The sequence below is a fragment of the Drouetiella sp. genome (assembly GCF_059504425.1).
This window is the reverse complement of the sequence record NZ_JCACIN010000088.1, coordinates 20,517-34,479: the sequence shown is the minus strand read 5'-3', so window position 1 is coordinate 34,479 and position 13,963 is coordinate 20,517. Positions and strand designations below refer to the sequence as shown.

The following is a 13,963-nucleotide window of genomic DNA, read 5'->3' as shown; positions in this document are numbered from 1 at the left end:
TAAACTTTTATTACACCTCTTTTAATAAACCCACAAAAATTCCAATGGCAGCAAATCCTGGATTCGGAAAGCCCAAACCTCAGCCCAAAGTCTCGAAGCGATCGCAAGATCGCGCTGTCGCCTCCACGAAATACGACAAGATGAAGGCGGATGGGCTGCCGGAATATGAGGTCTATATTCGCATCCAGGACAAAAAGCAGTGGTTTCCGGTGGGCGTGATCTCGGTGCAGCGATCGAGCCAGATCAACGCCGCCATTTTTGACAGCCAAGAGCAACTGCTGCAAGGCGCATTTCGGATGTTTCCTATCCTCAAGAAAAACCAGACGCAGCTTGAGTATGGCTATCGCCTGAAGGAATTTAAGGATGAGCCGATCCAGCTAGCGGTTAAGCCTGCAACGGGCGCAAAGGGAGCTTGGCAAGGGGCGATCGATGGCATCAAAAACCGCTTTGCCGCTTTGACAAAGCGCGGCTAACGTTGTTGTGCAAGAATTTTTGTGGACTAGACTTCGCCTGCCTCACGAAGAATTTCTCAGTCACCTGTCGCAACTCCACTTATGAACCCGATCGATTCTTCTCAGCCCTCCTTGCCACCCGGTGAATTTGGCCTACCCGTGATTGGCGAAACGCTCAAGTTCTTCCGCGATGCTAAGTTTGCCCAAAAGCGTCATCAGCAGTATGGTGATGTATTCAAAACGCGGTTGCTGGGTAGCCCGACGATTTTTATGCGAGGCGTGGAAGCCAATCAGTTTGTGCTGATGAACAGCGCCTGTTTTGAGGTAACTTGGCCGCCCAGTACCCGTGCTTTGTTGGGGCCTTTATCTCTAGCGTTGCAAACGGGAGATCTCCACCAAAAGCGGCGTAAGCTTCTGGCACAGGCATTTTCACCGCGATCGCTCTCAGGATACATTGCCGCGATCGAGACCATTACCCAACAGTATGCCCAGCGTTGGCAGCAGGCTCCTCAAGGCGAACTGACCTGGTATCCTGAACTGCGGCGCTACACCTTTGACGTTGCCTGCAAGCTGCTAGTTGGGCTGGATGGAGGATCAGATACCCGCTTGGGTCATGCCTTTGAAGTCTGGTGCGAGGGTCTGTTTTCTATCCCGCTCTCACTGCCTTGGACGCGCTTTGGTCGGGCGCAAAGGGAACGCAATCGCTTGCTGCAAGATCTTGAGCACCTGATTCGTCAGCGGCAGCAACACCCCAGTTCTAGTGAGGATGCCTTGGGATTGCTGATTCAGGCTGAAGATGAAGCGGGCGATCGCCTCAGCCTGGAAGAGCTAAAAGATCAAATTTTGCTGCTGCTGTTTGCGGGGCATGAAACTCTGACTTCAGCGATCGCCTCTTTCTGTTTGCTAATGGCGCAGCATCCGGAGGTAATGGCCAAGATCCGAGCAGAACAACGGCTTTTTGCCGATCGGCCGCTGACGCTGGAAAATCTGCGGCAAATGACCTATCTAGAGCAGGTGTTGCGCGAGGTCTTGCGCCTGGTTCCGCCTGTAGGCGTCGGCTTTCGTAAGGTGATTGCCGACTGCGAATTTAACGGCTACCAGATTCCGCAGGGCTGGAACGTGCTCTACCAGATTGCTGCCACCCACAGCGCCACTCAGCTCTATCCGCAGCCTGACGCGTTTGACCCCGATCGCTTCAGTCCAGAAAATCTGCAAAACCAGACGGTCGATCGCCAGAAGTACGGCTACCTGCCCTTTGGCGGCGGCATCCGGGAATGCATCGGCAAGGAGTTTGCCCGCCTGGAAATGAAGATCTTCGCCGTTCACTTGGCGCGCGGCTACAACTGGTCGTTGCTGCCCGATCAAGACCTGACGCTGATCACGGTGCCGACACCGCATCCTAAAGATGGCTTGCGAGTACGGTTCACCTGCGATCATGGCCTCAACTGAGCCTACGCCTCATCCTGCGATTTATCTTGCGATTCTTCATCCCACAGCCGCTCTAGCTGATAGCGCCATGCGCTCAAAACCGTACTGCGATCGCCAGCGCTAGCATCTAGATCCCCCATGACTCCCTCTTCGTAGAAACGCTCTAGAGATTGCAGCGTTGCTGCCAAGCTTTGCCCCTGCATTTTCGCCGCTCGGATAATCTGCCGCACCTGCGCTTCGGCAAAACGGCTGAAGCTGTCGGAAAGTCCCTGCTGATGGAGCGTGACTAACCGGGCGATCGCCGCCTGAAAGTCCTCAGAGGTCAGGGTCGCCATGCTGTGATGGAAAACGCCCCAGAGTAAGTTTTGAAACAGGGCGTAGCGGGTTTCCTGGGTTTCATCGAAGTTAGCTTCTAAAAGTTGCGCTAGGTAGGGAGCGGCTTCTTGAGCGGGGGCAATAGTGATCAGCGATCGCAACCAGCTTTGATCTTCAGACAGCAACACCAGTAGACGCAAATTCTCGCCTTCAATTTGCCAGGATTCAGGTTCGTTTACCCTCACAGCCTCTCCAAATAAGGCAGTCAGGGTTTGAGTAATATCTTGAGGAATCATATTGATGCAAGATGAAATCTATTTATAGATTCATTGTTGCAGTTTCTGAGTTGCAGTTTCCGAGTTGCAGTTTCAGATGCGATTAATTTCTATGCCTTTAAGTTTACTGGAAGGGTAATGATAAACTCTGTGCCTTGACCTAATGCTGAGTTAATGGACAATGTGCCGCTATGCTTTTCGGTAACGATTTGATGAGCGATCGCCAGTCCCAGCCCAGTTCCTTTACCCACTGCTTTTGTCGTAAATAAATGATTAAAGGCTTGTTTCCTGACGGTTTCCGACATACCAATGCCATTGTCTCGAATTGAAATCACGACTTGTGTACCAGATTTATCTAAGTTTGTCCGTATTTCTATACGATTTAGATTGTCCTTTAGCCCGTTAGATTGGCGTTTCTGATTTGCTTCCTCTAGAGCATCGATCGCGTTTGCCAAAATATTCATAAACACCTGATTGAGCTGTCCAGGAAAACATTCAATTAAAGGCAAATCGCCGTACTCTTTAATCACTTCAATGAGGGGATGAGTATCCGTAGCTTTCAGGCGATGTTTCAAGATGAGGATGGTGCTATCGATACCGTCATGTAGGCTAAAGGGCACTTTGTAGTCCTTGTCGGCTCTAGAAAAAGTGCGTAGACTGTTGCTGATGCCGCGAATTCGATCAGCCCCTAGCTTCATGGAATCAATCAATTTGGGCAAATCTTCTCGCACATAATCCAGATCAATGGCTTCGATTTCATGGGCAATTGTTGACACCGGATCGGGATAATGTTGCTGATACAAATCCAGCAGTTTTAGTAAGTCACTAACATAGTCTTTAGCAGGTCGAATGTTCCCAATAATAAAGCCAACCGGATTATTGATTTCGTGCGCCACCCCGGCAACCAAATTGCCTAACGCCGACATTTTTTCATTCTGTACGAGCTGTAGCTGCGTTTGCTGAAGATTTTCCATTGCTCCTTCTAACTGAGCGGACTGTTCGGCGGTCTGGCTTAGCAGCTTTGCTTGTTCTAGCGCCACGCTTAGCTGAACCGCAATTTGCTTGGCAAACTGAATTTCTTCTGCCGACCAGTTCCGAGGTTCTGCACACTGATGTACACAGAGCAATCCCCACAGCTTATCCCGCCATAGAATGGGAGCTACCATGTTTGCTTTAATCAAAAACTGCTCTAAAATCTGCCGATAGCAAGGCTGAATATCAGCTTGCGCGAGATTTGACACGACATGAACTCGCCCTTTCCGGTAGTGCTCTGCGTACCGTTCTCCAAAACAATAATCGCTAACCTTCATTTGCAGCGCTGAGGGAAACCCATCCTGCACGTCTTCGGCAACGATCGCGCCTTCGTTCAAATTAGAGGCTAAATCAAATTGGTAGATGCCGACCCGATCGGCTTTCAAAATCTGGCGCACTCGCTGGGTAACAACCGCAAAGATGGTATCGACATCCAGCGATCGCCGGATATCAGAAACAGCTTCAAACAGCATCTCCTGCCCCTGAAGCGATCGTTCCAAGCTTTGAGCATAGACTTGAGACTGCTCGTAGAGTCTGGCATTTTCGATGGAAATAGCGGCTTGGGCGCAGAGGAGGTTGAGCAGCTCAATGCGATCGTGCGTAAAGGCTCCAACGGTCAAATTATTTTCCAGGTACAGCACGCCCACCAGCTTGCCTTGGTGCAGAATGGGAGTACAGAGTGCGCTCTTGGGCTGTCGCTGCAAGATATAGGGATCAGCTAAGAGCGCAGAATCCAGAGAGGTCTGCACGATTACAGCAGGCTGTAGCGTTCGTCTGACGAGGTTTACCAAACTAATCGGCACCTCTTCGCTGTTTTCAAGCAGCACGGACTGCAACATCACTGCGGGCTGTCCGACCTGAGCCACGGCTTCAACGGTGAGTTGACTGACTTGAAGACCCGTAAGCATTAGCACACACTTGTCGGCACCTGCTGTTGTCGTCAGGATTTCTAAAAGGGTGCTCAGTAATTTTTCAAGCTGAATCTCGCTAGAGAGGGTTTGGGAGGCTTTGAGAATAGCTGCAAAATCAAGAGCGATCGAGATGCTATTGCCTCCGGACAAAGAGGTCTGAGGGAATAAAGTTTCGATCGCAAAAATTGTTTCAGTGGGTGCAAACGTAGTCGCGGCTTGCTCTAAAATAGGGGCGAGGAGCTTTGGGTAGCGCTGCTCCAAATCTATCACCTTGGCTTTTGCGCCCCAGTGAGCATAACCGTAGTAGGCTTCTGTCAGGTACTCCTGCGCAATTTTCTCTTTGCCCCACTCCAGATAAAATTTAGCGGCAAGTTCATTCGCAAGAGCTGCTTCATTGAGATATTCGTGTTTTTTAGCCAGTGCAATGGCGCGATCGTATTGGTCACTTGCCCCAATTTTGTCCCCTAAAACTCGGCACTGTTCTGCGGCAATCAAAGCGCACCGCTGAGCCTGATTGCTCGGTGCATGAACTGCCCACTGACTCAGCTTTTCTTGATGGGCAGCAACCCGTTCCAGCGTGGCAACTTGCTCTAATTCGCTGACTTCTGGGTAAAGCGCTAATCGAGTTAGCGCATCGTAGAAATAGAAAATAGGAATGTGGAGGAGTCCTGCCGCTGCACCTAAATATTGTTCTGCTAAATTGGCGTGCTTGAATGCCCGCTCATGGCGTTGAAACAGGTAGGAAAGGCTCAGTTTATTGAGATAGAGCTGAAACAGCACCAACAATTGGTTGGCTTCGAGATGAAGCTGAATCATCGCATCTTCGTTATAATGTTCGCTATACAGGCGATCGGGTTCAGCCGTCATCTCCAGGAGATTGAGGACTCCCTGATAGTAAAGACTTTGAATGGCGAAACAAGCATCGTGGCGCAATTGCTGAATCACCTGGCGATGATCTTCCATTGCCTGACGCAGGGAAGAGAGTTCCTGTCCGCTGAAATAAGCCGTGTAGTCATAGCACATGAGGCTCAAGGGAACATACTCCATATCACCCGTTTCTAGTCCGCTAGAGTAGGCTTGCAGGTATCCATGCAGGGTATTTTTTGCGGATTCTCGCAAATGTCTGAGGAAAACGGTGAAGCCAAATATGGTTTTAGCCTCGACTTTTGAGGACTGAAGAACCTGCAAGAGGCTTATCCCCAGTTGTCCAAACCGATAGCCCGCGTCCAAATCCCCCGCCATGGAAACAAGCATCAGCCCATACTTGACATAGCCATAGGCAGACTCCGGAGCATTGCCATACTGCACCGACAAATTGACATGGGCGAAGATGACCAGAGGCAATAGGGCTGGAGCCACCTGATAGGTCGTAGACATGATGCTGGATAGAATCACCATTGCGGCTCTTGGCTCTGCTGCGGTCATTTGGGGTAACTCCAGCAAAGATTCGATCGCTCGCTCATCCAGCAGCGCTTGCGTCTGTTGCAATGCCTGGATGATGTCATCTTGCGTCGGGTGCTCTGGCAGAGCCACCCCCAGGTGTGCCACCACTTCTCGAGCTATCCGCAAGGCTTCTAGATGTCGGTTTTGGAGACCATAAGCCTGAATTTTGATCTCATAAATATTGACTCGATCGAGCCAGGAATGAGCATGGGTCAGCACGGATTCTGCCAACTGCTCCATGAGTTCAAAGTCAGTGCTGAGGTAGGCTGCCTCTGTTGCGCCTTCGTAGAGCGAGAGGGCAAGGGCGTACTGGTGCTGCCAGCAATCGCTCCGCAGCAGCGCAATACCTGTGTTGAAATAGCTCAACGCTGCCCCGTAGGCAGTCGCACTTCTGGCTTTTCTCCCAGCCGTCAGATTGAGCTGCACAAGTTCCTGTTGCTCTAGAGTATCAGCGATCAACGATGCGCCTTGGTTGAGATGGTTGACGATCGCAAAGAGTTTTTCCTCTCGCTCTTCTAAAGGAGTGCCCTTAAGGAGCAATCGCCCTATTTTGAGATGCGTCATCTGTTTTTGATCATCCGCAATCAGGCAATAGGCAGCTTGCTGAACGCGATCGTGCAAGAATTTGTAGGGCGCAGATTGGGGCGCAGATTGGGGCGCAGATTGAGCCGATGAGTTATCTAGAGTATCGCTAACCGTAGCGCCGCCAGCAGTAGTATCGCCAACGGCATTTTCAGCAGGTCGATTAAAAAACTTGTAGACTTCGCTTTGTGGTAAGAGCAAGCCTTCCTGCAACGCTTTCCATAGAGCTGATGCCATCTCCATTTCCGGTTGTTCTGCAACGATCGCCAAGGTTGCCAAATCAAACGAGCTGCCAATACAGGCTGCAAGCTTGAGCGCCCTCTGAGTTTCGGCTGGCAACTTCTGTAGCTGCATTGCCATAAATTCCACCACATTGTTCGTGAGGGAAAGCGATCGTACCTGCGCCATATCGCACTGCCAGTGCCCGCTGTTGTAGTCGAATTGAATGAGGCGATCGTCATACAGCGCCTTCAAAAATTGGTTGGTAAAGAACGGATTGCCCTGGGTTTTTTGATAAATCCATTCGGTCAACGGCAGGGCAAGGTCTTCTGTACAATTCAGCGTTGCCGCAACCAGTTGGTTAATATCTTCTAAACTGAGAGCCTTTAGGGTGATGGTGGTAACGGCTTTCGTCCGCTCGATCTCTGCCAATGTCAGCATTAGCGGATGGGACGGAAACACTTCGTTATCGCGGTAGGCTCCCAAAATCAGCAGATAGCCTGTTTTAGCCTCGCTGATCAACAGTTTCAGCAAATGAAGAGAAGCTGAATCTGCCCACTGCAAGTCATCAATAAATAAAACTAGCGGATGTTCTGCTGTGGTGAAGACCTGAATAAATTTCTGAAACAGTAGGTTGAACCGATTTTGTGCTGCACCGCCAGAAAGTTCGGGTACCGGGGGCTGCTTATCTATTACCTGTTCTAGTTCAGGAATCACCTCAATTATGATCTGTCCACTGTCTCCCAAAGCATCTGCAATTCTGGTCTTCCACTGCCTCAATTGAGCATCGCTCTCACTGAGGATCTGCCTTATCAAACTCCTGAGAGCCTGCACAAACGCAGAAAAAGGTATGTTGCGCTGAAACTGATCAAATTTGCCTTGAATGAAATATCCGCGCTGCCGCACGATCGGCTTATGGACTTCACTCACCACTGCGGTCTTACCAATGCCAGAGAAGCCTGCAACCAGCATCAATTCGGTGCTGCCATCGCTAGCTCGATTAAAGGCGCTCAATAGCTCAATGACTTCGGCTTCTCGACCGTAAAGCTGCTCTGGAATCAGGAAGCGATCGCAGATATCGTGCTGACCTAACATAAACCAGGCAAGGTTCCCCCTTGCTCGCCACTGGTTCAAACACCCTTCCAAATCATGTTTGATTCCTAACGCACTCTGGTAGCGATCGTCAGCGTTTTTAGCCATCAACTTTGCCACAATTTCAGACAGCAACGGTGGAATTTCAGCATTGAGGGCATGGGCTAAAGGCGGCTGCACCGCAAGATGGCAATGGATCAGCTCCATCGGGTCGTCGGTTGGAAAAGGAAGCTGACCCGTGAGCAGCTCATAGCAGGTGACTCCTAGCGAGTAAAAATCGCTGCGGTAATCGATCCCCCGGTTCATGCGTCCTGTTTGTTCAGGAGAGAGATAGGCAAGGGTGCCTTCTAGAAGGCTGGGATGCTGAATTTCCTGTGTTTCTCTAGGCAGAAGCGTAGAGATAGAAAAATCGATGAGTTTAATCTGATGAGAATCAGGATGAATTAAGACATTGGAGGGCTTGATGTCTTTATGGATTACTCGCTGCTGATGTAGCTGGTATAAACTCTCTACAAGTTGAAGAGCAATGGGAAAAAACTGGGTGAGCAACAGCGGCTTTGCCTGAGCAAATTGACGGAGCGAAATGCCGTCAAAGTCCTCCATCACTAGAGCGTAGCCGTTGCGATATGACTCCAAAGTGTGGGGTTTGATGACGGCTAAACCGTCTAAATTTTTAGTAATTCTGTACTGATGCCGGAATTGCACTAGCTCACTAAAGCTAGGATGCTCGTGCTTCAGGAGTTTAATGACAACAGGTCGTTGATCGACTGTACGAATCGCCCGATATACCACCGTGCGAGAGCCTGCATAGATTTGCTCGGTAATATGGTAGCCAGGAAGTGTGATGGCGCCACGCGTCAGGTTCATAGAATCACTCGACCTGTTATACAGTTAACTTTCCTCTATCATTGTGCCCATCCCAGAATCAGTGCTAACAGGCTTAAAAACTAGCAAAACCCAGAGTGATCAGTCTTAACAGTGCCTTGCGCTTGAGTCAATTTAGAGGTTTAGCTATGTGGCTTAGGCAATTGAAAGCTGTAGATACCCTGCTTTCAAATATCCTGCTTTCAAGTATCCAGAGTGTTTGATACAGCTTAGCCAGGTGGTACGGCTATTTACGATAAAATCTGCTACGAGGTCGCTAACGATAGATCTAATTTAGCAGAATTAATTTTTAGCAGAATTAATTCATCTACCCTGACGCTGAGCTGAGTTTTTTTAGAGGATTGCAATGCCATACCTATCACTGCCTCCGCTTGCTCAATACTCTGTGGATGTGGGCTGGAATATCATTGGAGACTCAATTCTGTTTCTGTTGCTAGGTTTAGCTCTATCCTCGATCGCATATTACGGCTATGCCATTACTGCCGCTATCCAGTTCTTGTCACGTTCCAGCAATGTTGCTCCGGACTTTCATCCACCCATCAGCATTCTCAAGCCCGTTTGTGGACTGAGCGACCAGCTTTATGAAAACCTTGCATCATTCTGCCAACAAGACTATCCAGATTATCAGCTGATTTTTGGGGTACAGGATCAGCAAGACCCCAGTATCAAAGTCGTGAGGCAGTTAATGGATAATTTTCCAGACCTCGATATGCGGCTGATTGTGAATCATCACACCATTGGCACAAATCGAAAAGTTTGCAATCTCGCAAACGCCTTAATCGCAGCCGAACATGAAGTCTTGTTACTGGCAGATAGCGATGTTCGAGTCGAACCAAACTACTTACGAGAGATAGTTCAGCCTCTGAGCGATGCTAAAGTCGGCGTGGTGACTTGTCTCTATCGCTCTCTTACTCAAGGCTGGGTGACAACCTTAGAAGCCCTCGGCACAGCGACCGATTTTCATCCAGGGGTTTTAGTCAGCACTCAGCTAGAAGGCACTCGCTTTGCAATGGGTCAAACTATCCTGATGCGTCAATCTGTACTGAGAGAGATTGGTGGGTTTGAGGCGATCGCTGATTATTTAGCAGACGATTTTCAATTGGGATATTTACCCACTCAGATAGGCTATCAGGTCGTGCTTTCCACTTACGTTGTTGAGCATGTGCTGCCAACCAGTACATTCGCAGCTTCTTGGCAGCGTCAGTTGCGCTGGATGCTGTGTATTCGTGTCTCCCGCGCTTGGGGCTATGTCGGGTTGATTTTTACCTACGGAACCGTGACGAGTTTAGTGTTCCTATTGGCTACTGGGGGATCACATCTCGGTTGGGGAGTGCTGAGCCTTGCCTGGATCAGCCGACTTGTGGTGGCTTGGCTAGTGGGGGTCAAAATCCTGAAGGATGCTGCTACAAAACGATGGTTATGGCTGGTACCCTTGCGTGATCTGCTTAGCTTTGCGCTGTGGTGCTACAGCTTTGTGGGAAACACGTTTGAGTGGTCTGATCGGCGACTCAAGACTACAAAAGAAGGTAAACTTGTGTCTCTGCCCATCCTAGATGAAAATGTTAAGTCGGTCGGCTAGCCTTTAGAATGAGCGGAGGCTTGCTGCATTTGGCGCTCTTTCAGGTAAGAGAAAAACTCTCCACCTTCGCGCAAGCGACGCACCAAAATTTGCGGATCGCTCAGCATTTCACGAACAATTGGGATGATAGCTTTAGGACGAAAATAGAACCGACGATACATCTGCTCAACGGCATCTTCAATCGCAGCATTCGACAGCCCTGGATATTGTAGAGTCGAAGTCTGAATTCCCGAATTAGCAACCAGCACATTATCTTTGAACCAGCCATTCTCCTGCGCCTGACGGTATAGCTCTGTGCCCGGATAGGGAGCGGCGATCGAAACCTGAATCGTGTGTGGACTGATCTCGCAAGCAAACCGAATCGTTTCCTCGATCGTTTCCTGAGTTTCGATCGGCAAACCAATCATGAAGGTACCATGCACTGTAATACCTAAATCCTTACAGTGTTTCATAAACTGACGAGCAGCCTCTAGCCGAATGCCCTTGCGGATATTATCTAAAATCTGCTGATTGCCCGATTCAAACCCGACTAGCAAGAGGCGTAAGCCATTGTCCCGAAGCTGTTTGAGCGTGTCATAGTCTAGGTTGGCGCGGGCGTTACAACTCCAGGTCAGCTTCAGCCGCTTCATGTGTTCGCTGATGGCGATCGCCCGCTGCTTATCAATGGTAAACGTGTCGTCGTCGAACATATATTCCCGGACGCGATCGCCAAATAAAGCCTTAGCTTGATCCATCTCTCGCCCCACGGCTTCTGGGCTTTTGGTGCGATACTGATGTCCACCAATGGTCTGCGGCCACAGACAAAAGCTACACTTTGCCGGACAGCCGCGCCCTGTGTAGAACGAAACATAGGGATGCAGCAAATAGCCAATGAAGTATTTGCTGATATCTAAATCTCGCGCATAGACAGGCAAAACGCTGGGCATCGCATCCCAATCGTGAATCAAATCGCGATCGGGCGTGTGGTGCAGTTCGCCCTGCGTATCACGGTAGCTTAATCCTCGGATTTGATTCCACGGCTGATCTTCGGCAAGCTCTTTGCAGGTGTAGTCAAATTCATGCCGACAAACAAAATCAATCACCGGATTCTCGCGGAGGGTCTGCTCCGGCAAAATTGCCACATGTGCCCCAATAAAGCCGATTTGCACGGCAGGATTTTGGGCTTTAATGGCTGCTGCACATTTGACATCATTGGCGAGAGATGGCGTACTGGTATGCAAAATCACCAGCTCATAATCTTTGGCAATCTTCAACACATCTTCAACGGTTTTCCCCTGCGGTGGGGCATCGACCAATCGGCTTTCCGGCACCAGAGCAGCAGGTTGCGCTAGCCAAGTAGGATACCAGAAAGACGTGACCTCTCGCTTTGCCTGGTATCTTGCACCTGCGCCGCCGTCAAATCCATCAAATGAGGGCGGACTCAAAAACAGCGTTCTTTTCAAAAGGATTCTCCTCTTACTCTAGATTTGCCCTGCACAAATTAGGCGGTTATTGCTCTGTGAGCGCCAAAACTTGACTCCGGCTAAGCTTCTCGCCTCCGATCGCTATTAGATTGAGCGTTGCGTGAGCCAACGTCAGCGGAATTTTGCAAAAGTCTAGTGCAGCCCCTTTGGGCAAAGCTTTTGTGTAAGCATCCGCCAGGGTTAAATTTCGTCGTGCATACAGCTGCATTTCTTTATTGCCCCAGCCATCCGGGTAGAACTCTACGCCGCGCGACAGGTCATCTCCGTGATTGCGCAGAATGTTAACCGCCTGTAGACCCCGACCAAAGCCGATCGCATCGGTTCGATTTGTCTGGGTGCCGTCATACCAAGCCCACAGATCGGACAACATCAAGCCGACCGCCCCAGCCACACTGAAGGTGTAGCGGTTTAGATCTGCCTCAGTGTGGACTGCCCAATTGTTCTCTGCCCAGTACGCCATCCGGTCTGACATGGCGGCTGTGGCATCCCAGATGCGGGGGGCAATGCTCGCAGGAGCCAATGCCGCCCATTCTCCAATCCGTAGCGAAACTTCAGGTAAAGAGTTTTGGTATCCCAAAAAAACGTTGGCAAAAGCGCTGTGGTTAATCTGCTGATCTGAGGCCTGTAGCGTGAGGCTGATGGCTTGCAGAAGCTTGATCTTTGTAGCGCTGTCCAAATCTGCGTGGTCTTCAATATCATCGATCGCCCGCATACAGAGATAGGCTGAAGCTACCGCTTCTTGCAGTTCCGATGGCAATCGACTAATGGGAATGTAGAACGTGCGGCTAGTCTCCTTCAAAGCTTCCAAGCCATCTTTCAGTAAACCCATGTTGTTACTCCTCACAAGAACTAAATTTTCACAACCGCTAAAACTTTAAGAGATACTTTAAGGGATATAAAAGCTGAGAATTCAGAAAGCCGCATCTCCTTTTGATAGGGGGTGTTTAAGAAAGGTGGAAATTAAACTTAAAATATCTGGGCTGAACCCATGCGAGGCACGAAGTCATTCAGTCTATGACAGCTGAATACGATCTACCTTTCCAGACTCCGCCATGCCCTCGCCAATGGCGTAACGCAGAATCTAGAGTCATTAGCGTGTACAGCAAAGCGATCATAGGCAGACAAAAAGTAAGGATCAATGAACATCGATAAAGTTGAATCGTTGGCAGATAGCTCCATGACATCAGTATCCAGCCCAAAAGTCCAACGATCGCCAAACTCCAATTTTGAGTCAACAGTCCGACAATCATGCTGATCATCGGCACCCCATAGATTAGAATCATTCCTAGCGCTGTTCCTAGCAGTAACCCCAGAGAATAGTTAAGCTGGGTAAAAGCTGTTCTCGCTACCATATTCCAGATTGACATTAAAGAAGGATAGGCTCTGAGGCTTTGAGTAGAATCGCCCAGCCCCAACCAGATACGCCCACCGTTAGTCTTGACCGCTTTTGCCAACGCGCAATCATCAATCAAGGCTTGCCGAATAGCCTGAATTCCGCCAATTTGAGATAACATGGTCGATCGGATCAGGATACAGCCGCCAGCAGCAGCAGCCATAGAATGAGCCGGATCATTTACCCAGCGAAACGGGTAAAGTTTTTGGAAGAAGAAAACGAAAGCCGGGATGAGCAACTGTTCCCAAAAGCTCTGACACCGAAGTTGCACCATTAGTGAAACCAGATCAAGCTTGTCTTGCTCTGCCTTAGTCACCAGGCGCGAGATATTTTGGGGATCATGCTGAATATCGGCATCAGTCAGCAAAAAGTAGTCAGGAGAAGATTGGCTCTGAGCCTGACAGATGCCTTGAGCGATCGCCCAAAGTTTCCCCGTCCAGCCGTTGGGCAATGGCTCCCCTGAAATCACCGAGAGCTGGCGATCGGGCAAGGGCTGCTGCGATTTGGGCTGCGATCGAGCCAATGCCTTAGCGATCGCGGCTGTGCCATCAGTGCTGTGATCATCCACCAAGATAATGCTCATGATTCCCGGATAATCTTGATTGAGCAGAGAAGGCAGCGTTGTCGGCAGCATATCGACCTCGTTTCGAGCGGGAATGACTACACAAACAGCAGGATATTTCTTGAGCTTATGGCTTTTCCATTGCTTTGCCTTCCCTTGAATCTCAGGAGATTCTAACTTTTGATCTGCTTGCCAAAACTGCCCTCGTCCGACCAAAAGGATGATCCAAATCAATGACGATAAGGCGGCTAATGCTAGCCCAAGTTCGCCTGTCATACAGTTCTCACATTGTCACATCAGCCGCATAATACAAATCATGATATGAAGCACAA

The 13,963-nt window shown here is 49.6% G+C and carries 8 protein-coding genes; 3 read left to right on the top strand and 5 right to left on the bottom strand.

Annotated elements, in window-relative coordinates; all coding sequences use genetic code 11:
- Positions 1-44: 44 nt before the first annotated feature.
- Complete coding sequence (locus tag AC5JMP_RS20025; RefSeq protein ID WP_495853252.1) at positions 45-473, top strand: HHL1-like protein; 429 nt, start codon at positions 45-47, stop codon at positions 471-473.
- An 81-nt stretch (positions 474-554) separates the two neighbouring features.
- Positions 555-1,901: a cytochrome P450 gene (locus tag AC5JMP_RS20020; RefSeq protein WP_495853251.1), complete on the top strand. Its 1,347-nt coding sequence runs from the start codon at positions 555-557 to the stop codon at positions 1,899-1,901.
- Positions 1,902-1,903: 2 nt separating this feature from the next.
- Here AC5JMP_RS20020 and AC5JMP_RS20015 read toward each other — a convergent pair whose 3' ends face one another.
- Together AC5JMP_RS20015 and AC5JMP_RS20010 are read right to left on the bottom strand one after the other, a co-directional pair.
- Positions 1,904-2,491, bottom strand: coding sequence for a hypothetical protein (locus AC5JMP_RS20015; protein ID WP_495853250.1), 588 nt, complete (start codon positions 2,489-2,491; stop codon positions 1,904-1,906).
- A gap of 89 nt (positions 2,492-2,580) precedes the next feature.
- Positions 2,581-8,616, bottom strand: coding sequence for a trifunctional serine/threonine-protein kinase/ATP-binding protein/sensor histidine kinase (locus tag AC5JMP_RS20010; RefSeq protein WP_495853249.1), 6,036 nt, complete (start codon positions 8,614-8,616; stop codon positions 2,581-2,583).
- Between the two features lie 364 nt (positions 8,617-8,980).
- On the opposite strand from AC5JMP_RS20010, the gene hpnI reads away from it, so the two are divergent.
- A complete protein-coding gene (hpnI, locus tag AC5JMP_RS20005; protein ID WP_495853248.1) occupies positions 8,981-10,213 on the top strand; it encodes a bacteriohopanetetrol glucosamine biosynthesis glycosyltransferase HpnI in 1,233 nt (410 codons plus the stop codon).
- Here the strand turns inward: hpnI and hpnJ are convergent.
- The 3 genes from hpnJ to AC5JMP_RS19990 form a co-directional block, all read right to left on the bottom strand.
- A complete protein-coding gene (hpnJ, locus tag AC5JMP_RS20000) occupies positions 10,210-11,655 on the bottom strand; it encodes a hopanoid biosynthesis associated radical SAM protein HpnJ (protein ID WP_495853247.1) in 1,446 nt (481 codons plus the stop codon). The two genes, hpnI and hpnJ, sit on opposite strands and share 4 nt — an antisense overlap.
- 46 nt (positions 11,656-11,701) lie before the next feature.
- The gene (locus AC5JMP_RS19995) at positions 11,702-12,505 is read right to left on the bottom strand and encodes a squalene/phytoene synthase family protein (RefSeq protein ID WP_495853246.1); all 804 of its coding nucleotides are present in this window, start codon (positions 12,503-12,505) and stop codon (positions 11,702-11,704) included.
- 178 nt (positions 12,506-12,683) lie between these two features.
- Positions 12,684-13,907, bottom strand: a complete 1,224-nt coding sequence (locus tag AC5JMP_RS19990) for a glycosyltransferase (RefSeq protein ID WP_495853245.1) — start codon at positions 13,905-13,907, stop codon at positions 12,684-12,686.
- Positions 13,908-13,963 lie beyond the last annotated feature (56 nt).

What these genes read in the sequence shown, in the direction of transcription:
- AC5JMP_RS20015 (WP_495853250.1), bottom strand. Translation starts at nt 2,491, where the DNA reads ATGATTCCTCAAGATATTACTCAAACCCTGACTGCCTTATTTGGAGAG.
- AC5JMP_RS20025 (WP_495853252.1), top strand. Translation starts at nt 45, where the DNA reads ATGGCAGCAAATCCTGGATTCGGAAAGCCCAAACCTCAGCCCAAAGTC.
- AC5JMP_RS20020 (WP_495853251.1), top strand. Translation starts at nt 555, where the DNA reads ATGAACCCGATCGATTCTTCTCAGCCCTCCTTGCCACCCGGTGAATTT.
- hpnI (WP_495853248.1), top strand. Translation starts at nt 8,981, where the DNA reads ATGCCATACCTATCACTGCCTCCGCTTGCTCAATACTCTGTGGATGTG.
- AC5JMP_RS20010 (WP_495853249.1), bottom strand. Translation starts at nt 8,616, where the DNA reads ATGAACCTGACGCGTGGCGCCATCACACTTCCTGGCTACCATATTACC.
- AC5JMP_RS19990 (WP_495853245.1), bottom strand. Translation starts at nt 13,907, where the DNA reads ATGACAGGCGAACTTGGGCTAGCATTAGCCGCCTTATCGTCATTGATT.
- AC5JMP_RS19995 (WP_495853246.1), bottom strand. Translation starts at nt 12,505, where the DNA reads ATGGGTTTACTGAAAGATGGCTTGGAAGCTTTGAAGGAGACTAGCCGC.